The organism is Psychrobacter sp. T6-6, from assembly GCF_052258185.1.
In the GTDB taxonomy this organism is placed as follows: Bacteria; Pseudomonadota; Gammaproteobacteria; order Pseudomonadales; family Moraxellaceae; genus Psychrobacter.
On the sequence record NZ_JBQQEX010000003.1, the window covers coordinates 255,210 to 278,652 of the forward strand.

The 23,443-nt window shown below is 44.4% G+C and carries 20 protein-coding genes; 7 read left to right on the forward strand and 13 right to left on the reverse strand.

Features of this window, described 5'->3' with window-relative positions:
• Window positions 1-22: 22 nt before the first annotated feature.
• From ACTXGL_RS07000 to ispZ, 5 genes are all read right to left on the reverse strand, one after another.
• The gene (locus tag ACTXGL_RS07000) at window positions 23-457 is read right to left on the reverse strand and encodes a secondary thiamine-phosphate synthase enzyme YjbQ (protein WP_443525808.1); all 435 of its coding nucleotides are present in this window, start codon (window positions 455-457) and stop codon (window positions 23-25) included.
• 103 nt (window positions 458-560) lie between these two features.
• Window positions 561-2,633 carry an FAD-dependent 5-carboxymethylaminomethyl-2-thiouridine(34) oxidoreductase MnmC gene (gene mnmC / locus ACTXGL_RS07005; protein ID WP_443525810.1) on the reverse strand — a complete coding sequence of 691 codons (2,073 nt, stop codon included), beginning with the start codon at window positions 2,631-2,633 and terminating at the stop codon, window positions 561-563.
• A gap of 135 nt (window positions 2,634-2,768) precedes the next feature.
• Window positions 2,769-3,206, reverse strand: coding sequence for a hypothetical protein (locus tag ACTXGL_RS07010; RefSeq protein ID WP_443525812.1), 438 nt, complete (start codon window positions 3,204-3,206; stop codon window positions 2,769-2,771).
• Entirely contained in the window at window positions 3,203-3,520 is a 318-nt protein-coding gene (locus ACTXGL_RS07015; RefSeq protein ID WP_443525813.1) for a YciI family protein, read from the reverse strand. The genes ACTXGL_RS07010 and ACTXGL_RS07015 overlap by 4 nt, the downstream gene beginning before the upstream one ends.
• 120 nt (window positions 3,521-3,640) lie before the next feature.
• Entirely contained in the window at window positions 3,641-4,192 is a 552-nt protein-coding gene (gene ispZ, locus ACTXGL_RS07020) for a septation protein IspZ (protein ID WP_443525815.1), read from the reverse strand.
• A gap of 408 nt (window positions 4,193-4,600) precedes the next feature.
• Here ispZ and ACTXGL_RS07025 point away from each other — a divergent pair, with 408 nt between their 5' ends.
• Both ACTXGL_RS07025 and ACTXGL_RS07030 read left to right on the forward strand, forming a co-directional pair.
• The gene (locus ACTXGL_RS07025) at window positions 4,601-5,482 is read left to right on the forward strand and encodes a PHP domain-containing protein (RefSeq protein ID WP_443525817.1); all 882 of its coding nucleotides are present in this window, start codon (window positions 4,601-4,603) and stop codon (window positions 5,480-5,482) included.
• A 290-nt stretch (window positions 5,483-5,772) separates the two neighbouring features.
• Window positions 5,773-7,230, forward strand: a complete 1,458-nt coding sequence (locus ACTXGL_RS07030; protein WP_443525819.1) for a GGDEF domain-containing protein — start codon at window positions 5,773-5,775, stop codon at window positions 7,228-7,230.
• A gap of 109 nt (window positions 7,231-7,339) precedes the next feature.
• On the opposite strand, the gene truD is transcribed toward ACTXGL_RS07030, so the two are convergent.
• Window positions 7,340-8,590: a tRNA pseudouridine(13) synthase TruD gene (truD, locus tag ACTXGL_RS07035; protein ID WP_443525820.1), complete on the reverse strand. Its 1,251-nt coding sequence runs from the start codon at window positions 8,588-8,590 to the stop codon at window positions 7,340-7,342.
• Between the two features lie 234 nt (window positions 8,591-8,824).
• Between truD and ACTXGL_RS07040 the strand changes: the two genes are divergently transcribed.
• Both ACTXGL_RS07040 and ACTXGL_RS07045 read left to right on the forward strand, forming a co-directional pair.
• Complete coding sequence (locus ACTXGL_RS07040) at window positions 8,825-10,468, forward strand: FAD-dependent oxidoreductase (protein ID WP_443525822.1); 1,644 nt, start codon at window positions 8,825-8,827, stop codon at window positions 10,466-10,468.
• 86 nt (window positions 10,469-10,554) lie between these two features.
• Entirely contained in the window at window positions 10,555-11,178 is a 624-nt protein-coding gene (locus ACTXGL_RS07045) for a GNAT family N-acetyltransferase (protein ID WP_443525823.1), read from the forward strand.
• Between the two features lie 52 nt (window positions 11,179-11,230).
• Here the strand turns inward: ACTXGL_RS07045 and ACTXGL_RS07050 are convergent, their stop codons facing one another.
• From ACTXGL_RS07050 to ACTXGL_RS07065, 4 genes are all read right to left on the reverse strand, one after another.
• Entirely contained in the window at window positions 11,231-11,392 is a 162-nt protein-coding gene (locus tag ACTXGL_RS07050) for a hypothetical protein (protein ID WP_319051467.1), read from the reverse strand.
• A 249-nt stretch (window positions 11,393-11,641) separates the two neighbouring features.
• Window positions 11,642-12,997 carry a glutathione-disulfide reductase gene (gorA, locus tag ACTXGL_RS07055; protein ID WP_443525826.1) on the reverse strand — a complete coding sequence of 452 codons (1,356 nt, stop codon included), beginning with the start codon at window positions 12,995-12,997 and terminating at the stop codon, window positions 11,642-11,644.
• A gap of 176 nt (window positions 12,998-13,173) precedes the next feature.
• Window positions 13,174-13,626: a threonine/serine exporter family protein gene (locus ACTXGL_RS07060; protein ID WP_319051469.1), complete on the reverse strand. Its 453-nt coding sequence runs from the start codon at window positions 13,624-13,626 to the stop codon at window positions 13,174-13,176.
• Window positions 13,627-14,415: a threonine/serine exporter family protein gene (locus tag ACTXGL_RS07065; RefSeq protein ID WP_443525828.1), complete on the reverse strand. Its 789-nt coding sequence runs from the start codon at window positions 14,413-14,415 to the stop codon at window positions 13,627-13,629. It lies immediately after the preceding gene.
• Window positions 14,416-14,546: 131 nt separating this feature from the next.
• Here ACTXGL_RS07065 and ACTXGL_RS07070 point away from each other — a divergent pair, with 131 nt between their 5' ends.
• Entirely contained in the window at window positions 14,547-14,828 is a 282-nt protein-coding gene (locus ACTXGL_RS07070; RefSeq protein ID WP_443525829.1) for a DUF503 domain-containing protein, read from the forward strand.
• A 137-nt stretch (window positions 14,829-14,965) separates the two neighbouring features.
• Here ACTXGL_RS07070 and ACTXGL_RS07075 read toward each other — a convergent pair whose 3' ends face one another.
• The 3 genes from ACTXGL_RS07075 to uvrA form a co-directional block, all read right to left on the reverse strand.
• Complete coding sequence (locus tag ACTXGL_RS07075; protein ID WP_443525831.1) at window positions 14,966-16,267, reverse strand: PDDEXK-like family protein; 1,302 nt, start codon at window positions 16,265-16,267, stop codon at window positions 14,966-14,968.
• A gap of 877 nt (window positions 16,268-17,144) precedes the next feature.
• Window positions 17,145-17,414, reverse strand: coding sequence for a hypothetical protein (locus ACTXGL_RS07080; RefSeq protein WP_443525833.1), 270 nt, complete (start codon window positions 17,412-17,414; stop codon window positions 17,145-17,147).
• A 319-nt stretch (window positions 17,415-17,733) separates the two neighbouring features.
• The gene (gene uvrA, locus ACTXGL_RS07085; protein WP_443525835.1) at window positions 17,734-20,640 is read right to left on the reverse strand and encodes an excinuclease ABC subunit UvrA; all 2,907 of its coding nucleotides are present in this window, start codon (window positions 20,638-20,640) and stop codon (window positions 17,734-17,736) included.
• A gap of 699 nt (window positions 20,641-21,339) precedes the next feature.
• Between uvrA and ACTXGL_RS07090 the strand changes: the two genes are divergently transcribed.
• Together ACTXGL_RS07090 and ACTXGL_RS07095 are read left to right on the forward strand one after the other, a co-directional pair.
• On the forward strand, window positions 21,340-22,704 hold the full coding sequence (locus ACTXGL_RS07090) for an MFS transporter (protein ID WP_443525836.1): 1,365 nt from the start codon (window positions 21,340-21,342) through the stop codon (window positions 22,702-22,704).
• Window positions 22,705-22,853: 149 nt separating this feature from the next.
• Window positions 22,854-23,411 carry a DUF3833 domain-containing protein gene (locus ACTXGL_RS07095; RefSeq protein ID WP_443525838.1) on the forward strand — a complete coding sequence of 186 codons (558 nt, stop codon included), beginning with the start codon at window positions 22,854-22,856 and terminating at the stop codon, window positions 23,409-23,411.
• Window positions 23,412-23,443: the final 32 nt, after the last annotated feature.

Sequence of the window (23,443 nt, forward strand, 5' to 3'; positions counted from 1 at the left end):
GCTATCTACTCACCGTATATTATTACGTATTGATGGTAATAACCAGCTTGCGCTGTCCGCCATATCCAGTCATGTTCCTATGCTCACATAGATAGATCCCTTGCCACATACCCAGTCCTAACCTACCGTCGATGAGTGGGATGGTTAAACTGACGCCCAGCATCATGCTTTTGAGATGAGCTGGTAGATCATCAGAGCCCTCCAAGGTGTGACGATACTGTGGCTGATTCTCCGGTGCAATTTTATTGAGCCACTCTTCAGTGTCTAATCTGACATCTGGATCAGCATTTTCATTGATAGTGAGACTGGCTGATGTGTGCGGTAGAAATAAATGAACCAGCCCTACCTTGGCAGTGCGAGGTATCAGCTGAGTAATTGCATCTTCGATAATAGGAGTGATGATATGAATGCCACGGGCATAGGCGGGTAGCGTGATGGTCGTTTGGTGATAGCTCATAGGATAGTGTCTCATTGTTGGAACCAACGTTGAGTAAAGATACCACACGACAGTACGAACCGTGAATAGTACGGTCTTTACGTAGATATCATATTAGGTTACCTCAAACGAGCGGTGTTTGTAAGCGTGTACGATTGGGAGATAGGCGTGCGAGCATCGCCTCAGATAGCGGTGCAAATGATCCTAGCATCATATCTGCTAATGCTTCAGCGCATATAGGTGCTAATGCATAGCCTTTTGCGCCCATCGCGCTCATGGTCCAAATTCGCTGACTGTGTGCCAGCTGCCCTACGATTGGATGATAGTCAGGCGTCTGAGTGCGAATACCAGCACGTCCTTGCCACTTACTAGTATCTACTGGGACAATAGACGCCATCTCGGGAATAGCAGTGATCAGCTTGTCTCGGCTAATCTGATGCTCTTCATCTCTTACATTAGTATCCGTATCGTTACGTATAAAGCTTGCACCTAGTAATAGATAGGGCTCGCCAGCGATGACAGTGTTCAGCTCACTATCGCCTGTTTGTGCGTTAAATAGCGCACAGTAACCGTTATATTTCAGCGGTATTTTGGGCAGGTTTGCCATCTGCTCTACGGTAGGTATAAACCAAGACAGTTGCCCACGAATCTTACGGCAATCAAATATCCGCTCATCCAATTGATGACTCTCAAACGCCGCGCAAATGACGATATTATCAGCAGTGATAGTGTCATGATTTTTATCAATGCCTTCGATACGAACTTGCTGCTCAGTTTCGGTAATTTTATTCACTTCTAACTGCTGAAAGCGGATGAGTGGATGCGTCAGTATGATGTTCTTTAACGCTTGCGGGTTGACCAACCCAGATTCAGGCAAATATAGATTATCTAATAAGTTCTGATTTTTTAGCGTAGTAAGATCCTGCGCCTGTTTAGCGGGCAGGGTAGTTGCCATCTCATTAGGATAGTCTGCAATCTGCTCGGTACCGACATTAGACTTTATCAATAAATCGAGTGCACCAGTTGGTTCCAGTACTGGCGCTGTATCAATCTGCGAGGCTTTCTGGTTGAAGTCTCGATAGAGTCTATTGCTATACAGATAACCGATAGTGTGCAGGTGTTCATCGACGTGATGAATCGGTGTCATTTTGGGCGCAAGTAATGCGCGCGGATTGCCTGAAGCTCCTGCTAAGGGTGCTGATTTATCTAATAAGGTGACAGTAATGCCGCGATTGGCAAGAGACCAAGCCGTGAGTAGCCCTGAGACACCAGCCCCAATGACGACGGTGTGATCGAATATAGTGCGGGTCGTTTTTTGATATTTATCGTCACGATCAATATCTTGATCAATATTAACATTAACATTGTCATGACTAGCATCAAAACCGTCTGCATCTATCATCACAGCCGTGAGCATCTCACGTTTTCGTCCAAAGCCTTTTACTTTTTTAATTTGAAAACCGTGTTCTTTCAGTCCGCGTTTGACGATGCCGGCACAGCTATAAGTGGCGGCAGTAGTGCGCGGGCCTGATAGACGCTGCATTTGTGCAAAGATACTGTCAGCCCACAAGGTGCTATTGCAAGAAGGCGCAAAGCCATCCAAAAACCAAGCATCGATATGAGGCACAGACGAATACTGATGACTGACTGCCAGTTTGCTCAGGCTATCCGCGGCATCCCCAAACCACATATCGACGGTTAAATTGTCATAAGAAAAACTTAAGCGGTGACAACCTGCAATAAGTGGCGGGTATGCTGCCAAAAGTAATTCGATAAATCTTGAGAGCTCGGGGGCGCGCTGACGCCATAAAGCAAGTATATGAGTCAGATCTGCATATGGTATAGGAAATTTTTCAGTGGTAATAAAGTGGAGACGCGCATCTGCTAGGTGTGAATGAGTGTCGCGCAGCTGTCGCCATAACTGCCAGGTTGCCAGTAGGTTTAGCCCAGTACCAAATCCCAATTCCGCAATCGTAAAGCATTGTTTTGGTGCAAGGCGGGTCAAACGTTCTGACAACTGATTGTGTGCCAAAAACACATGACGTGTCTCTGCTAGACCATCCGCATGCGAAAAATACACATCCCCAAACTCATCAGATACCGGCACCATGTTGCCAGTATCATCCATCTGCCAATCAATCTTAGCAGGCGTGATAACGTTTGAGAACTTAGCATTTTGAGGGTTAGCGATAGACATGGGAGGTTCTTAGCTGCAGTAGTTGTATCGTCAGGGTATTGTTGGTGATAGAGCTGATATCTCAAAGTACAGTATGGTATAGCAGAAAAAGATAATCGAAAGCTAAAGTCATGAAAGTCACGTATAGCAACTAGCCTACCAGCGCTCACGGCGAACAAACACCAGCCACGAGATAAAAATACCGACCAACAAGCTAATCAATACCGTAAATGCACCATACAAAAACAGCTGACCTTTACTCTCGTACACTAAGACGTTCGCTTGGGTCTGTAAGTCGTTCACTTGACGCTGCAATTGCGCATTACGGCTGAGCAGCTCTTGATTGGCAGCTGACAGTGCTTTCGAGGACGGTTGCAGTTGTGCAGCCAACGTATCATTGATATCTAGCGCAGAGTTTTTGGTTGCGCCAGTGCCCGCTGCAGGTTGGGTTGTCATCGGCGTCGCTGATGGTTCGGTGACATTAGTTTCAGTCACTATTGGCGCGGCATGCGCTGAGGCAGCTGCCAATAGCAATAGGCTGGCCACGCTGTTTTTTGAGAATCGATTGTTCAAATAATGGACGCTCCAACTCACGATGCAGCTACTTTGTCAGTTGGCGCTGGCAATGCTTGGATAAAAGGTTTGATATCCACATGGCTATATACGCCATCACGTAAGTAGGGCTCATCATTTGCCCATGCCTGCGCCGATTCGATAGAGTCAAAATCAGCAATAATAAGGCTGCCTGACATGTCGTTTTTTCCATGTTCAATAGGCGTTGGACCTGCAATAACCAGACGGTCTTCACGACTCAAAGCCTGTAACCGCTCAATATGCTCTGTACGAGTAATCAGACGTTGCGCGCTGCTGTTGGCCACATCATGGCCAATAATGACAAATAAAGACATGAGACTTCCTTAGTGAGTAATAGAGCATGATAATTGATGCAAAAGACATTTTACAACGCTAAAGGTTTGTTACTATTGATATTTAGCGGTAGCTTGATTGTCATCATAAGACAACCTGTGTTATTTGGTGGCTTTATCTGTCAATGCAGGATTTAGGTGTTTTTTCAGTACAGCAAACTGAGCCACGACGAACACCAGCATGATTGGAATCCAGCCATAAGTTTTGAAGTTAATCCACGCTTCATCTGACATTGTGAACGCTGTGATATAATGTAATACAGCCATAAGCGCAAAAAACAATGCCCAAGCGACGGTCAGCTTTTTCCAACCGCTGATTGTCAGGGTAAATACCTCTTTCATTGCAAGCTGCATCAAGGGCTTATTAATAGCAGCACTAACAAATAGCGTTAACGCAAAGATACCGTTGATAATGGGCGACTTCCAGCGCAGATAGATGTCGTCACGCAGCAGCAACGTACCACCGCAAAATAAAATGGTTAATAATAGGACGACCCATTGCTGCTTATCAAATTTGCCTTTTTGGCGAATAAAGTGAATGGCATAAACGATGATAGTGGCGATGAGCAAAGCCCCTGCCGCTGCCAGGATACCACTGTAACGAGCAGCGATAAAAAAGGCAATCAAGGGGATAAAGTCTAATAATGCTTTCATAGCAAAGATGGTGTCCAACAAAAACGTATGGGGTAGTTTACACGTCTACCGCACCAAAAAAAAGCAATCAGCATGATAATACTTCGATATAAGCAACCTATCGAGTACCCCTTTCTTACGGTGGCTAATGACTTTTGACCAGTACTTGCAGCTAGGAAATAAGCGACTGGGCAAATATAACGTCATAAGTTAGACATAACGATTAAATACGGCAATGATAACTCTCACGTTTAGCAGCTGTCCGAGGCGTTATTTGTAACAATAATAACAATAGTAATTAGTGATAGCAGCATTGACGTTTGCCACTGAACTTACCTTGCACTTTATAGCATTCAAAAAAATATAATATTCAAACAAATCATAGTACTTAGAAAAACCATAGTACTCAGAAAAATTAAGGCTAAACTTATGAAATACGATTTACATTGCCACAGTACCTGCTCGGATGGGACTTATGCGCCAACTGAAGTGGTCAGTCGCGCTCACGCCGCGGGTGTCAATATTCTGGCATTAACTGACCATGACACGCTGGCAGGAATTGACGAAGCAAGAGCCGCTGCTACTGCCTATGATATGCAACTGATCAATGGGGTTGAAATCAGCTGTGAACATACACTGAGCGGCGGCTACGGGAAGAACAAATCTACCAACAAGATCATTCATGTGCTTGGGCTAGATTTCGCTGATCGCGACAAAATGCACGCGACTTTGCAGCAATTACAAGACAGTCGGGCGACACGTGGTCAGCGTATTACCGAAAAGCTCAGCGAGCTGTTGGATATTGACTTCGATGAGCTATGGCAAGCGATTCTCAATAAGGCAGGTGGTAATCCGCAAGCTGTTGGACGGGCTCATATTGGGCAAGTGCTATTTGAGCGAGGCGAGGTCAAAACCGTCCAAAAAGCCTTTGATAAGTATTTGGCAGATAACAAGCCTGCCTATGTGGCAATCGAGGCATTGACGATGCAGCATGGTATTGATCTGATCCATGCTTGTGGGGGTAAAGCAGTACTTGCCCATCCCACGCGTTATCAGCTATCAGCCACACGAGTCCGTAAGCTGATACAGGAGTTTGCACAGCTTGGCGGTGATGCTTGTGAGCTACCAGCGACCAGTGAGCCGGTAAGTACGCGTAGAATGGTTGATCGTAGTATTGCTGAGCACAATCTTGTCACCTCAATCGGTAGTGACTTTCATGGCAGCAATATGCCATGGCGACGCTTGGGAGATGTGCCTGTATTAAATGCAGATCAGCAAGGCGTTTGGGAGTCATTTAAAACGCTGTCTTGATCCAAAAAATATTCTATTTTTATCGTCTTGTTAGAACAATGTCAGATACTGGTGCTGGCTATTTAGGTGACTGATTAAGCAGCTGGCAAGACTCAATACTTATAATTAGGCATTATTACAACCATAAAACAATTATTGATAAATAAATGCATAAAACAGATTGATAATGCAGACAGAACTTGTAACACTTGAAGCGTTAGTTATAGAGTTTATCAAGGATATTACAACTTTTAGTTTGGTCTCAACGCCTATAAATTCAGGGCGTTTAATTTTTCTGTGGTAGCCCGTTTATGGCTGTATCGATCTCTCATCTTGGATACAAAAAGCTCTCTCAAATGATTTTTGAGTGGCAAGCGGTTGATCGAACGTCATTGTTGGCGCTATTTATTGTCATGGAAGTGTCACTACATTGGCTATGGTGTTTGTTGGTTTGGTTGCAACAAGATGCCGTTGAGAGCTATGTCAATATACATTATCTGTATCCGTTGTGGTTTGGCATCAGTTTGACGGGCTTGTTTTTTTTGTGCATGTACAAATATCTGCCGCATACGGAGAATAAAAACGACGCTCTGGATGAGTGGCAGATTGCTTTAGTTTTGATCTATACCTTCTATATTGCCACTGTCATCGTCGTCATAGGCTATAGCAGCTTGTTTGCAGGTGTCTCAGTGGTCGGCGGTGCGATGCTAGGGATGATGCTGATCAAGCGTCGCTATGCTTGGCGGATGTTTTGGCTACAAATAAGCCTAATGCTAATAGCTATTATCGTACCTTATTTTGGTGTTAGTTTACCCAATTTGCGCCAGTTGACAGTTATCCATCCTCTGATAGATACACATAACTACCTGACTTACAACGAGCTCATGGCGATTGAAAATGCCATCGCTGCTTCGGCTTTTGAAAACAATATATTAGAGTGGGAAAGCATCAGTGAGGTGCAGCGCTCATCAGCTTTCTTCTGGCGTTCAACGCATTTGTATCTGGCGCTACCCAAAGCAATTTTTATTGTATATATGTTTCGCTCTTTGCTATTGGTGTTAGATGATAGCCGACAAGAAACCTTGCAACATGCCAATCAAGACGGACTTACCCAGCTAAAAAACCGCCGCTATGGTCTAAAAAAGATGAAGTATACCTTGGCAACAGTACAAGATCATCAAGATTTGAGCGTTATGCTGTTGGATTTGGATTGGTTCAAACGGATCAATGACAACTATGGTCATGATGTGGGCGATCAGGTTTTGATTGAAGTATCTCAGACGCTATCCCAGTCGTTATCGGATGAAGCAATCATTAGCCGATATGGTGGTGAAGAGTTCTTGATTGTACTACCAAACACACAGCATGATAGCGCTATGGTGATTGCTGAGCAGTTGCGATTGAGCATCGCTGACAAGGCGATTAGTCTCAATAACATGTTTGAATTTAATGTCACAGCAAGCTTTGGTTTGTATACCTTAACTCATGAAGAAAGAGCGTGTATCGCCAAAACATACAAATCCATTTTGCAGAAAAGAATATTGCCTCAATCAGAGACAGTGCCGCTCATTAAACCAATTGCCACCCAACGAGCTGAAAATATGGCATCCATGCAAAAACTGCCAAGCGACATCTGTCAGCGGCTTATCAGTGCTGCGGATAAAGCCCTATATGAAGCCAAGCATCGTGGTCGCAACCAAGTCGTGAGCGCCAATAAAATGCTCAACGACACAACTGGCGGGACGCACACGCTCTATAAAAAACGCTAGTGGTTACGTTATGGCTAGTAGCTACTATAAAAAAGCAACTATATAAAAATAGCCGTTACGTAAAAGTAGCCGCTATGTGAATCCTGCTATATATCAGTCAATCACGCAATCATGACTCAAGCTGCTGTACCACGCTTGCTAATACACTTGTCGCAAAGCTACCTGTGGTCAATGTGAAATTCAATACCAGCGTCTGATCATCAGACCACTGCCATTTTAGCTGCTCAATAGGTAGTCTCAGCGCGCGTCGTTGTGCTTTTATATCACGCTGCTCTAATCCCGTTGCTAGCTGTTTGAGTAATGCGCTGTGCTGAATTACTTTCTTTTCTTGCTCAGCGGCACTACTACTGACTTTATCATTGTCGGTGCCCCACATGGCAGCAGTGGGATGTATATCGCCACTATCAAGGCGTGCACGCAATGTCTCATCCAAGGTCTCACTGGTAAATATAGACCCTGAACCGTCCAGATTAAACACTTCACCTGCTAGCCCTTTATTCCAGCTCTCATCACGTACGCGCGCTGCCAGTATCTCATTAAATATCAAGCTGCGTGCTGCAGATAGCTCCATAGTGTTTTGTTCTCTCGGCGCACGCTTACTCTTTTTTGGTTGCGGACGATGCTCGCGCGGTGGGCGGGCAAACAGAGACAACGCTTCTTTGATGTTATTGCCTTGCCAACCAAAACGCTGCGGACCAAAGTAATTGGGCACACCGCTGTCACTGATGCACTGCAAATACTGCTCGACACGCTGCTTAGCAGACTGTAATTGCTCAGGCGCTGCTGTATCGTCCTCATTAGACTTTGCGAGGTGAATATCACGCAAGGTAATAATAAAGTGGTTGGCACGGTGGGTACCACGATTAAGCTTTTTATTATGCCAGTGCTGGGCAAGGATAGTGACGGATTCGTGCTCGCCAACGTCTATCGGTGCAAACTCGGTAGGCGGTAATTGTTTTTTGGGTATGCGCAGACTAAACCACTGGGTCGTCAACGCATGACGGTCTTTCAGTCCTGAGTAACCCACATCGCGCAGAGGGATGTCTGCCCACTCTGATAGTAGTTTTGCCAGATATGCGGTGTTCATACCTGACTTCTCTACATGCAGCCACAAGTGTTCGCCTTCGCCCGTAAACTCTAGCGGCAGTATCTCATTGACCACAAAATCTGCAGGACTTGCTTTATAGGTGGCTTGTTGTATCGGCGGGCGATTAGGCTGCGGCAGTCTCGCAGTGTCAGTAATCGCTGCAATATCGATAAGCGTGAGATCCAAACGGTCGATTGAATCGCTAACTGTAGCAGATTGAGTGGCAGAGGTAGGGGTATTGTTGATATCAGTAGAGGTGTCTTGAGAAGTCATAATCTGGTCTTTTATTTTGTGGTGATAAGCAAGAGGGATAACATAAGCAATCGGGTGAGCAATTACGTTTTGCAACGCAGGTAACATACAAAAAAACATCGTGTGTGATGCGGTCTTGCTACTATCAGTACATAGCATACTTAGACAATAGAGTAAGTTGAAATTGTCAGGCTCGGTCTGGTCATTTTCAATGCGCTGTTATTAGGACATTATTATAACTGTTAAGGAAGCATTATGACCAAGGCGATGATCAACACAGTCACCATTAGTAAATCTGATATTTCAAGTGGTGGCATGAAATCTTATAAGCAAGAAGACGATAGTATCATTTTAATCACTCGTGATGACGATGAGTTCCGCGCATTTGATGGCAAGTGCCCACATGCTGGGGCTGATTTGGGCAACGGTCTGCGCTGCGGCAATCGAGTCGTCTGTCCTTGGCATCATGCGAGTTTTGATACCCGTGATGGGTCGTTATTAGAGCCGATAGCAACAGAGGGTTTGACTCAATATGAGCTCATAAGTGATGGTGACAATGTGACCGTTGATACCTCAGCTCAGATAAACAAATCGACAGATAACGATCAGCTCACAGATACACATACCATTATCGTGGGCGGCGGCGGTGCAGGATTTATGACAGCCAATCAATTACGTCACGGTGGCTATGGTGGCAAGATTACATTGATTAGCAAAGAGGATACCGCACCTTATAACCGCCCTTTACTATCAAAAGCATTTTTAGCTGGCAATATGGCCGAAGATAAACTGCTATTAGGCGGCGCAGCGTGGGCCAAAGACAACGATATCGAGTTGCGACTTAATCAAACGGTCAGCGAAGTATTGCCCAATGAGGCGACCATCGTCATAGAAAATGAAAACGGCACTAGCGAGCGAGAGACTGCGGATTTCTTGGTGGTGGCGACAGGTGCATCACCTAGCATTCCGCCCATTACTGGGGCAGATATCGATGGCGTCTACACGTTGCGCAGTATGGCAGATGCCAAACTGATTAAAGCGGCCAGTCATGATCAGCGCGTGGTAATCATTGGTACAGGCTTCATCGGTATGGAGGTTGCCTCTGCATTAGCGCAGGCAGACACGACTGCTTCTATTACGGTGATTGGGCAAGACGACCGCGTGATGGGCAATATCGTATCGGAGACTGTGAGTAATGCGCTGATCAAATTGCATGAAGAAAAAGGCATTAACTTTGTATTTGATGCCACCGTCAATGAAATTACCAAGATTGACCGTCAAGCTGACCAAGACGAAGATAACGAAGCCTTTTCACATGTGGGCGGTGTCACGCTGGCAAGTGGTGAGCACATTGATGCCGATATCGTGGTCTTAGGTACTGGCGTCTCACCGCGCACAGAGATACTGAACGAGGTTAATGACCCAGATGGCGTACAGGTCGATGACCATCTACAGCTGCGCGATGGGGTATATGCGCTAGGCGACATCGCCAAAGCTAGCAATCAGATGGGCCGTATGCGCATCGAACATTGGCGTGTGGCATTGCAGCACGGCATGGTCACGGCAGCTGCTATATTAGGTGATGACAATGTCGACTCATTGGAGGCGCGCATTCCATTCTTCTGGACCATGCAGTATGGCAAGAGCCTACGCTATAGCGGTCATGCCGAGACCCCAGAGCACAATATCCTATTTGGCACGCCAGATACGCTCGACTATATCGAATATTACTTCGATGACGACAGCGAGAACACACGAGCTAGCGCAGCGAGTACGCTCGGACGTGACAAAGAATTGGTCGCGTTCTCTGAGCTATTGCGCCGTGGTCATGCGCCAACGCGCGCGCAGCTCAATGCAGGGTTTGATATTATTGAGCAAGCGCAGGTATTATCGCGCTAGTACTACAAAGCAATACGTATTAATATTTAGACTGGCTTAGGGAACTAAGCCAGTTTTTTTATATGAGTAAAAAGGGAAATTATAATATGAGCGAAAATAATATAAATAACAGTAACATACATATAGACTCTTCCAATAAAGAATCCGTATTTCTACGTAAAGCCACATTGGATGATATCGCTGCACTTGAGCGCTTATTAAATCGCTGCTACCGAGAGACAGCTGGCTGGACCAATGAGGCAGATTTGATTGGTGGTATTAGAACCACGTCAGCCGAGCTTGCTGCCGTTATCAATGACCCTAACCACTATTACTTTGTTTATCCAAAAACAACAACAGGCGAGCGTGAGGCAGAAGAGACGGGCGAGCTACTTGGTTGTATCGCTGTCGATATCAAAACAGATGCTGACGCTAATAAAAAAGCCTATATCGGCATGTTTGCGGTACATCCTAAGCTACAAGGGCAGGGCATAGGGAACGTCCTCTTACAAGCGGCAGAGACTTTTGCAGATCGTCACTTGCAGTCACAGAACCAGCCCAGCCGTCTGACCATGTCTATCTTGAGTCATCGTCCTGAGCTCTTGGCATACTATCAGCGCCGCGGTTATCAGTTCAATGGCAACAAAATGCCGTTTCCAAACGATGGCAATAATGGCGAGCCCAAGCGTGAAGACTTAGAGCTGTTGGAGTTAGAAAAGATAGTGAGCTAAATGTAGGTCTAGCAACAAGTCACTTGAAACGACAATAACATCAAGGCCTCATTTAACCCCAAAAGTGTCCAAAGGTCATAAACAACCCCAAACTTAATAGTAAAAATGCCACAATGATCAAGCGCTTGAACCAGTTAAATGCTGGCAAGCGCGTGGCATTGTCATCAGACATCAGATAAGCAAACAAAAACAATAGGCTCGCTGCTAAGGTCATGATTCCGATGCCAATCGGCAATATAAATAAGTACACCTGCCACACAGTGATCTCTCAACGGTTAGTATTCATCGCATCATAGCAGTATTGGGATTGTACTGTCAGTAAGTGACTCTTTTGTATTTACTATCTGTATTTTTTGATGTTAAAAAATAGAGATATCGGCTATCAGAATATAAAAAGGATGCACAAACGGCATCCTTTTTATATTCAATAAGATTATGAGTAATAGTGCTCGATGCTTAGCGCTCAACGCATTGTCACAAATTCTTCTGAACCAGTCGGGTGAATAGCGACTGTATTGTCAAAATCAGCTTTGGTCGCGCCCATCTTGATCGCGACGGCAAAACCCTGAATCATCTCATCGACACCGAACCCAAGACCGTGTAGACCAATAACCCTCTCCTCATCACCCAAGCATACCAGTTTCATCATGCATTTTTGACGATGCTGAGTCACTGCGCTATACATAGAGGTAAATGTTGATTTGTAGCATTTGATGTTTTCTTTGCCATAATGCTCAATCGCGTCAATCTCAGACAAGCCAATCGTACCGATAGCAGGGTGGGTAAAGATCACGGTCGGTATCAACGTATAGTCCAAATGCTCATCAGGTTTATTATTGAACAAGCGCTCGGATAGACGGCGACCAGCGGCAATCGCTACTGGGGTCAGATCGATACTGTCTTCGATAATATCGCCAACGGCATAGATGTTTTCAACATTGGTATTTTGGAACTTATCGACCTTGATCTTGCCAGTCTCGGTAGTTGCAACGCCAGTCACTTGCAAATTGATATTGTCAGTCGATGGTGCGCGTCCAATCGCCCAAATCAGACAGTCTGTCGTATCTAGGCTGCCGTCTTTGCTACATAACGTCAGGCTATCATCTTCGTTTTTATGAACCTCGGTCAGCGTGGTGTTGGTATGCAAATGTATACCGTCTTGCTCCATCTCTATGAGCAGAGCCTCTACCACACTATGATCAAATGCACGCAGCGGTGAGTGCTGACGGACATACAGGTGCACTTCAGCGCCCAGACTGTTTAACACGCCTGCAATCTCGACAGCGATATATCCAGCGCCCACAATCGCTACGCGCTTTGGCAAATGCCTCAATGCAAAGAAGCCATCAGAATCGATGCCGTACTCTGCGCCTTTGATATCTGGGCGAATAGGATGACCGCCAGTCGCAATCAAGATATGATCAGCGGTAATGAGCTCACCATTGACCTCTACGGTATTGGTATCAACAAACTTAGCAAAGCCTTTGATGACTTCTACGCCGTTTTTGGCCAAGTTATTGTCATAAGAGCGGTGGATATTTTCGATATACTGTTGACGACTCTGTACCAGCTTTTGGAAGTCAAAATCTCGGACATCGACATCAAACCCATAGTCTGGCGCATATTTATGAATGGCTTCGGCAACTTGCGCGCCATACCACATGACTTTTTTGGGGACGCAGCCCAAATTCACACACGTACCGCCCAACTGGTCGGCTTCGATAATGGCGCACTTTTTGCCATAGCTTGCTGCACGGTTGATTGAGGCAATACCGCCGCTACCGCCACCAATGGCGATATAGTCATAATGTTTGGTCATAATAAGGTCTCTTTACTGAGTTGTTGTACGTATTGTTTTGGATGCCAGCATAACGGGTCATGCTATCTGTGCTATCCATCTTACAAGTTTTTTGTGCTGAAGGCATGGCAAATAGCCTACATGCGGACAGCACATAACTAGGAGTAGGCTAGGGTCTATATACTTGACCACATTTATCAAACAATGGGGCGCCGTCTATAAAACAACAGCCCCGGAATGGACAAACCTAGCACCAAAGCGGAGGTCACAAAAAGTGCTTCAAACAAATACACCATCATTTGGCTAAATAATTCGTCTGAATAACCAAAATAGCCAATCTGCACCATACTGACCATTGCCTTATAGGCGGCGATACCCGGCATCATACAGATGACGCTGGGCGAGATGAGCGCTTTGGGCGGTAGGGTATATTTCTTAGAAAAATATACACCCAAAAAGCTGGCAAGCATCGCCCCAAAAAAGCTCGCGATCACCAGATGGACATGCTGATAAACAAGCGCCGTTTTTAACCCAAATCCCAACGCTGTCATCAGCAGACACGGCAAGATATAGCGTTTGGGTACGCTAAACATCAGCGTCCACCCAAGGGTAATGATACAAGACAGCACAACGGTCTCAATAAACCACATCTAAAACCCCCAGTGCTGTATGCGTAGTAACACTAGCGCCATTACGATGCCCACACAAGCAGATAAGGTAAGCATATAGGTAAATACCGCGCGCCCAACGCCAATATTAACATAGCCTTTTAGGATATCGGATAACGAGTTAATCAGTGGAAAGCTAGGAATCAGTAGCAACACACTAGAGGCCACGGCAATATCGGCATTATTGCCAATATCAAAATAATAGGTCGTCGCGCCAATGAGCGAGGCAATAAAAGCCGTCACAATAACAGTGATAAAAGGGTTAAAGTGGTGTTTGGACAGGTAAATACGGGTAAACATCGCCACCATACCTGCGATAAAGGTCACTGCTGTAATCGACCAGCTGCCGCCATTTAGATAAGCAAACGCGGCACATGAGGCACCAACAAAGATGCTTACTAGCCATGTCGGATACACGGTCTTATCCAACTCATCAAAGGCAATCGTCGTGCGGTCAATCAAGTCGGTACTATCTATAGTGGCTTCAGTTTTATTAATGATTTGCTGAATTTGCACCAATAAATTGACATTGATGCTCTGATTGATCGTATCTCGGGTGGTGGTAATACAGCGCTCATCGCAGATGGTCGTTAGGGTGATAGCATTAAAGTTCAGCGAGCATTCGACGCTGTTCATCCCCAAGGAAAGCCCTAAGCGTTTGGATAAGTCCACCACCACGGCAGACTCAGCGCCATACTGCATAAGGAGTAAGCCGCAGCGCACGCATAGTCGAGTAATACGCTGCTGCTTGACGTAGCTGATAGAGGTCATGGGCGAGATACGCAGATTAGTTGGCGACTGATACGCTATTATAAAGGGTCTGGATGCTGACGCGCATACAATATCAGAAATACCATTAAGTGATACGATACAGTATAAGCTTTTTTGGTAAGGAGCATAAAATGCATATCGCTATTTTGACAGTGAAGTTTTCATTGCCCGGATGTGGCTCGCTAAAAGAAAAACGCCAGCGTATGGGCGGCTTGCATGCGCGCTTTGGCAATACGCCAAGCGTCGCGGTCTGTGAAAGCGGCGGCCGCGCGCGCCATGATGCCAGCGAGTGGACGTTTGTGATCGTTGGACTGTCTAAACGTGAGGTCGAGTCGCAATGTAGTCAAATTGAGGAAAAGCTAGAACGTACGGTAGATGCAAGGGTAATGAATGTTGAGAGGGAGTTTGTTTAGGTTGGGCTTTTTGGGGAGAGAATCCTGCTTCTCGCTCATATCTTGGTTGCCTGCTAGAGCGGTGACTAATAACCAGTGGCGTTCCTATTATCTTAATACCGCTCCTAGCTAAGTTATCAAAAATAGTGTCAAGCTTTCTACATATGAATGCTCTTTACATCATCAATCATTTGAATAATACCATTAGCTGTTTCAGTCACCCATTCTTCTCGACTTTCCTCATTGATAATATCGAAAAAATTATCATCAGGGTTTTTAAAGTTAATTGACCGTGGTGGGTAAACTTGCCCACCTAAATTTTGCTTCTTATTTTGATACTTCCAATTTTTAGGTAGTTTCTCAACTGCCGCTTCGAAACTTTGCATATTGCTTGGACATTCTGATAGACGTCCATCTTTGTCTACTAACGTTATGCTGTAATATAAACGATGATTTAACTCAATATAACAATAAACTCCCACATTGTTTTTTTCGGTTATTTTATAGCATAGACCATATGCCTTAGCTTTACCTTTCGTACCACCACCTGAAAAATACTGTTTTACTGCTTTTTCTTGGCTATAAGGAGACAGCTGGTTATCGCAAAAAGTAAAATTTAAATTTTTCTTATTGAAATAAGCCAACAAACTATTCCACATCTCATTCTGAATATTCTTTTGAACGGTTTCAAAATTCTGGCTTAGTTCATATACTGTCTTAAGGTTATTGTCATCTGCCAAAAAATCTACATACTCTTGCTTCATTTTCGCATTCCTTGTTTGACCTGTAATTCTAGCAACGGTATTAATGTATTGCTCGATAGTCTGCTCTATATGTGGATAATCTACTACCTTTTGCTTACATAGCGTCAAAAAGTTAAAGATGTCTTCTTTATAGCTAATTACACCATAGTCTTCGTTATTAATACTACCCTTGCCATAGTGTGATACGTCATCACCAAAACGATTTAAATATACTATATAGATATTTTTATCATCATAACCCATTTCTTGGCAAGCTCTATAATATCTTCCCAGCTGGTTTTTTTGATCTGGAGCATAAATCTTATTTTCGATAATAATGACATTTTTTTTGATCTCATTGTCTTTGCCTTCGAAAATAATATCTGCTATTCCATGATTTGAGTGATGGAATTTATATTCAACTTCACAACTGTAAACGACCTTTGAGTCTAGTTTTTCTCGATCCCACTCTTGTGTCGCTATGGCATTATTCAATACCGCTTCAATGAATAATTTTTGGAAATCTGATATTTTATGACTAGCATTAGGATTCAGTAGTTCAGCGAGAAAGCGAGAATGTAAACCAACTTCTTCACCTGTCTTACGTAGGATCGTGAATATATTAAAATCTAGTTTTGACTTATCATGTTTTTGCTGGAATTCCTGCTCCTTTTTTTGTAAAGCTAAAATATTCTGTTTGAAACTATTACTAAGCATAGTCATCTTTCCTAGTGGTTTTAAGTTAGATCCTCAAGTTAAGTCTATCAAACTAACATAGACCTTCACGCTTTCCAAAACATGACAAAGAGTTAACTACTATAAGCAGTAACTCTAAATATATAATGAGTGATATTCCTAATTACAAAGCACCTGAAGGATTTATGCTCTTCATAATAGGTCAAATAACTAAGAAGGTAGCGCAAAATATTGGTAAGGATAGGTTTGATAAAGTTTCGAATAGATATTCAAAACTAGGCATTCATGATTCGGATTTTAAAATAGTTAGTTTAGACGATTTAAAAAATATGATCGAAGTCGATAGAGATCAGTAACTTATAAGTCAAAAAGTCATAGTTTCTTAGTTGAAAAGGAGGCTAGCTTTGATTTTTACGCATCTTTCAAGAAGAAATAGCTACTATATCAGCACTGACTTTTGTAATTTTACCTTCAACCATAGATGAAATAAGTAGTTTCAAGACCAAATCCGAAAATGCTTTAAGCAATAAAGCAAGCACACTATCATATACTCCTACTTTTGCTATACCTTTTACCATATCACAAGCAAGAAGCGATTTTGTAAACAATATGAGCATAGAAAGTTATAAATTTTATGACTCTTTTATAGATTCAGTTGTAACTACAGTTTGTAGCGTTTACAAGCAGGACGACTCTATTATTGGCTATGATTTTAATGATTGAAAACATATATTCAGCGGTAACAGACTATTAAATATACTTCCAACAATTTACGCAAGAGAAGGTAACAAAGATAATTTCAAGAGTGATTATTAAGTACGAAAACTAAGTTTCGGACAATAAAAAAGCCACTCCCTAAAGAGTAGCCTTTTATCGATGATTTTCTAAAAAATACCAATTATTGACGACGACCTTGACCTTCAGGTTTCTCGTACCCTTTCGCACTCATACACGCTTCCGTTTTTTTCATGTCAGTTTTACTCGGGCGACTATCATGAGACATTTTTACATTCATGCGTTTAGCACAGTCATCCATAGCTTGTTTCATGTCTGCTGACATATTAGGTCTTTGATGGTTGCGATCGCTTGCGCCATTTGATGTGCCGCTTGACGCACAGGCGCTAACGCCAACAGTAGATGCCAAAATAACAAACATTAATTTTTTCATAAAGAGTCCTTAAAGGGTTTAGAGATTGTACAAGAGCAAATAGCATCATTTCGTACGTGCTATATCGTTCTTAATCAGATATTTCTATATCGTGTACATTTGCGCATGATGTTTAACTATTTAAATATTAATACAATCAACGTTTAAGTATCTTTAATAAAGATTAAGAAAGGTAACGCAGCAAAGCAACATGGGTGTTGGTCTAATACACATATAACGATTTAGAATTGCAGCTCAGAGCGTGTACAGTACTTTGTAGCAGCCAAAAAAAGGCCACTCTCTGAAGAGTAGCCTTTTATCAACTATTCACTAATTTGTCTTAGCTGACGTCTTTTAACCCTTGCTCAAGCATGGGCTTTAAGAACTCACCCGTATACGAGCCTTTCACTTCCGCCACTTCCTCAGGCGTACCTTCAGCGATGATTAGGCCACCACCTTTACCGCCTTCAGGGCCTAGATCAATCACCCAATCCGCCGTTTTGATGACATCCAAGTTATGCTCGATGACCACGATAGTATTGCCCTTATCGCGTAGGGTATGCAAGATGTGTAGCAGCTTGTAGATATCATGGAAATGCAAGCCTGTGGTTGGCTCATCCAAGATATAGAGCGTCTGTCCTGTATCACGTTTGGCAAGCTCACGTGCCAGTTTGACACGCTGTGCCTCACCGCCAGAGAGCGTTGGCGCAGACTGACCCAAACGAATATAGCCAAGACCGACATCCATGAGCGCTTGCAGACGACGATAGATCGCAGGTATCGCTGAGAAGAACTCAGTCGCGTCTTCGACAGTCATCTCTAACACTTCGGCGATACTTTTACCTTTATAGTGAATCTCTAGGGTTTCGCGGTTATAGCGTTTGCCTTCGCAGGTATCACACGGCACATACATATCAGGCAAGAAATGCATCTCGACTTTGATCAGACCATCGCCTTGGCACATCTCACAACGTCCGCCTTTTACATTGAAGCTAAAGCGACCTGGCTTATAACCACGAGCGCGCGCTTCTTGCGTTTGAGCAAACATCTCGCGTACAGGAGTAAACACACCAGTATACGTCGCTGGGTTTGAGCGTGGCGTACGACCGATAGGACTTTGATCGATATCGACCATCTTGTCCAAGTGCTCAAGACCACTGATGCTTTCAAACTTATCGGCAATCAGCGTTGAAGCATTGTTCAACTGCGTCGCTGCCAATGGCATAAGCGTACGGTTGATCAAGGTTGACTTGCCCGAACCTGACACGCCCGTCACACAGGTCATGATACCGACGGGGATGGTCAGATCTACGTCATGCAAGTTATTGCCTGATGCACCTTTGAGCTCGATAGTCATCGGTACTTTTTTAGCTTTAGCCTTACCTTTGACTTCCATATCCACGGTTTTGGCTTTATGACGCACGGCTGGAATCTCGATGCGCTTTTTGCCAGACATATATTGTCCAGTGAGCGATTCCTTGTTTGCCATGATGTCATCGACCGTACCCTGAGCGATGACATGACCGCCGTGTACGCCGGCACCGATACCGATATCGATCACGTGATCCGCTTGGCGAATGGCATCTTCGTCATGCTCAACGACCAGTACGGTATTGCCCAAGTCACGCAAGCGCGTCAATGTCTTTAGCAGACGATCATTGTCACGCTGATGCAGACCGATTGACGGCTCATCAAGTACGTACATGACGCCCATGAGACCTGCACCGATTTGGCTGGCAAGCCTGATACGCTGTGCTTCACCGCCTGATAATGTTTCGGCAGAGCGGGCAAGGGTCAAATAATCAAGACCAACGCTGACGAGGAAGTTTAAGCGCTCATTGATTTCTTTAAAGATTTTTTCCGCGACTTCGCCTTTATGACCGCCGATCTTTAGCGTTTTATAATATTCCGCAGAGTCGCCAATAGAGAGCTTGACGATGTCAGCAATGGTCTGGTCGTCAACACGCACATTGCGTGAGATCTCGTTCAGACGCGCGCCATCGCAGACATTACAAGTGGTATCAGCTAAGTATTTGGCCAGCTCATCACGGACGAGGTTACTTTGCGTTTTAGCATAACGGCGCTCTAGGTAAGGCAGCACGCCTTCGAATGGTACGGTCTTGTTGGTTTTGCGACCGCGCTCATCAGTAAAGTTAAAGGTGAGCTTTTCTTTGCCAGAGCCATGCATGATGATGTCTTGATGCTTTTTGGCAAGGTCCTGCCACGGCATATCCATATCGATTTTGAAATGCTTACAGACCGTGCTAAGCAAACCGAAATAGTAGGCATGACGTTTGTCCCAACCATTAATAGCGCCCTGATTGAGCGATTTTTCATGATGGGTAATGAGTTTTTCAGCGGCGAAGTACTGGCGTTTGCCCAGACCATCACAGCTTGGACACGCCCCGTATGGGTTATTGAAACTGAACATACGCGGTTCAAGCTCAGGTACCGCACGATCACAGACAGGGCAGGAATGCTTGGCTGACATGACTTGGTTATCGTCACCACCTTCTTTTGGATTGCCATCCATAAAGTGTAGCGTGACCAGCCCTTGACCTAAACGTAGCGACGTCTCTAAACTTTCAGCGACACGGTTACCTAAATCATCACGGACCTTAAAGCGATCGACCACCACTTCGATGGTATGCTTTTTCTTCTTATCTAGTGTTGGCAGCTCATCGGTATCATAGACGTCGCCATCGACGCGTACGCGCACAAAACCCTGACCAATCAGCTGCTCAAGCAACACAGTATGCTCACCTTTACGCTCGCGAATCACCGGTGCCAAGATCATGAGTTTGGTGTCTTCTGGTAACGCCATGACCTGATCGACCATTTCGGTGACCGACTGCGCAACCATCGGCTCGCCATGCTCAGGACAGTACGGCGTACCGATACGCGCATAGAGCAAGCGCAGATAGTCATAAATCTCAGTAATCGTACCGACAGTTGAGCGCGGGTTATGGTTGGTTGATTTTTGCTCAATGGCAATCGCAGGGGAGAGACCCTCGATGCTATCGACTTCAGGCTTTTCCATTTGCGAGAGGAACTGACGCGCATATGCCGATAAGCTCTCGACATAGCGACGTTGCCCCTCGGCATAGAGGGTATCGAAAGCCAATGAAGACTTACCAGAGCCAGACAATCCTGTGATTACCACGAACTTATCTCGCGGAATGTCTAAATCAATATTTTTTAAATTATGAGTACGTGCGCCGCGTATTGCGATATGGTCATGTGCCATCGTTTATGGGTTTCCTATTTGCTAAAAGGGGAGTGAAAATATGTCAAATAAAAAGCTAAATACAGATCAATACAATGTTTATTTGATAGTGGCATATTAAAGATATGCAGTGGTTGGTTGAAAATGCGAATAAGTTTTCAGTTTGTAATTGTGCTACCACTTATAATTTTACTATTAATAGTTTCGCTGCTGACTACCAGTGCTTTATATGGTTACTTACTATTTATTTCGCGAGGCAATTGATTCTGTATATCTGCCTTGTGCGTCTAAGCAAATCTAAATCAAATCCCTGTTAAGTAACAGGCATCGTTTGTTATGGTTTTGACCAAAAGTGTCATTTTTTGAAGGGGTTTGTCATTTAAATTATCGTCTGAGTCGAGTGCTAATAACGTTTGCGACGCCTTACTTTATTGTCATGGCGACAGCATTATTCAAGGTGTAATAAGGTATATGATGCAGTTAGTAACAAAATAATCTTGTAATATTAATGGCTTGAACGTGAGCCGTCTCTAAGGTCTGTTCGCTTGAATGGTAGCGTCAGCACAAAAACCCAAAAGTCTCGGCAACCAAACGGCGAATGTCTTATACTAGGGGGCTTGATTTGTAGGCTAATGCCTTGATAAACCAGTAGTGATAAATCATGGTGTAGTAAAAGTGCCAGCAGCGAAAAACCAGCAGTGATTAACCAGTGAGGCAATTATGAATAGCGTAGAGAAACGGGCAATTCTCGGGGTCGGTGGTATCTTTGCCTTGCGAATGATTGGCTTGTTTATGATTGTGCCAGTGTTCTCTGTTTATGGGAGCAATTATACGCATGCGACGCCGTTTTTGATTGGGCTGGCAGTCGGTATATATGGTTTGGGGCAAGCTATTTTTCAGATACCAATGAGCCTTGCTGCTGATAAGTTCCCGCGTAAACCCATTATATTTTTGGGATTGGTATTGTTTGCCATCGGCGGGATAATTGCGGCAAATGCAACCGACATATATGAGGTAATTATTGGACGGGCGCTAGCAGGTAGTGGTGCGGTCTCTGCGGTATTGATGGCGCTCTTAGCCGATGTGACACGTGAGGAGATGCGTACCAAAGCAATGGCGACCATGGGTCTGACTATTGCGACCTCTATCATGCTTGCCTTTGCCTTTGGTCCATTGTTAGTCGGTTCGCTCGGTATATCTGGGCTGTTTTGGCTGACATCAGGGTTTGCCGTATTGGCGATGTTATTGCTGCTTGCCGTGCCAACACCGATGCGTGTGCTCAAACACAATTTAGACAATAAAACCATCGGTCAGCAACTGGCAACTGTCCTCAAGATTGGCGATCTTAACCGCTTACATATGGCTATCTTTGCTTTGCATTTAACGATGACGGCTATATTTGTCATACTGCCGCATCAGCTGAGCGAAGTGATGGGGCTATCAGTACGTCAGCAAGGACTGGTATATTTGCCGCTGTTGTTCATTGGTTTTGCAATCGCGATACCTTTTATCATCATTGCCGAAAAGAAGCGCAAAATGCGTCAGGTGTTCTTGGCAGCGATAGCGCTAATGACCGCCGCATTGGCGCTACTTGCGCTGGGCAGTCAGGTTGGTGTCGGCATCATCTTGGGTTTGCTGCTGTACTTTATGGGCTTTAACTTACTTGAGGCCACCATTCCCTCATGGATCTCTAAGCGTGCACCGGTTGCCAATAAAGCAACGGCAATGGGACTTAACTCTTCGAGTCAGTTCTTTGGTGCGTTCGTTGGCGGTGCGATGGGTGGTATACTTCTAAACCAGCCGAACTTATTGGCATGGGGTATCTTGGCTATCATTATGGGCGCCGCGCTATTGATCATTCTTCCGATTGCGCAGCCGCCTTATTTATCAAGTACGACAGTGACGATACCCAAAAACATCAATATCCAAGAGTGGTCACGTCAAATGCTCGCGGTAGATGGCGTTGATGAGCTGGTCGTGATGGCAAAAGAGCAGGTAGCTTATTTAAAATTAGATAAGACGCAATTGACGGACGACTCGCGTCAGCAGCTGTCAAGTTTGGCACAGAGTCCACTCGATCTTTAGTACGTTATTTATAGACTCATAAATTCGTAGAAGCGAGACTATTGTAGAAACGAAGATAAATGTGCAGCGCTGAGTAGACAATACTCCTATAGATGGCCATTATGAGTAAGTAGACATTAACCCTTTATCTCTATTTACAAGGAATTGATATGAGTAAGTTTAAAAAGCTAGCGATGGGTTTTGGACTGTCAGCCACGCTATTGGCTTCTGGCTGTGCGACACAGAATATTCAAGCCTATCAGAACACGACGCCGACGCTCGATATGCATGAGTTTTTCTCAGGTCAAATTGAGGGTTGGGGAATGTTCCAAGGTCGCAATGGTGACGTCAAAAAACGTTTTTATGTCGACATCGATGCAACTCATGAAGGCGATGATGTCATCGTCTTAAATGAAAAGTTCTCATGGGCAGATGGCACAAAGTCTCAGCGCATATGGCGTCTGACTGAACAATCAGACGGTCGCTGGGTTGGTACCGCTGGAGACGTCGTAGGCGCGGCAACAGGGGAGGTGGTAGGCAATACGTTGCATTGGAACTATGTATTAGAGCTACCTGTCGAAGACAAGACTTATAAGGTCAATTTTGACGATTGGATGTATCTTATCAATGAAGATGTCATGCTCAATCGTTCAGTGATGACAAAGTTTGGCGTGGAGCTGGGCAGTGTGACGCTGAGTATGCACCGTCAAAACGCTACTGATAAATAACTACTGTCAAATAACTATTGTCAAGTAATGGT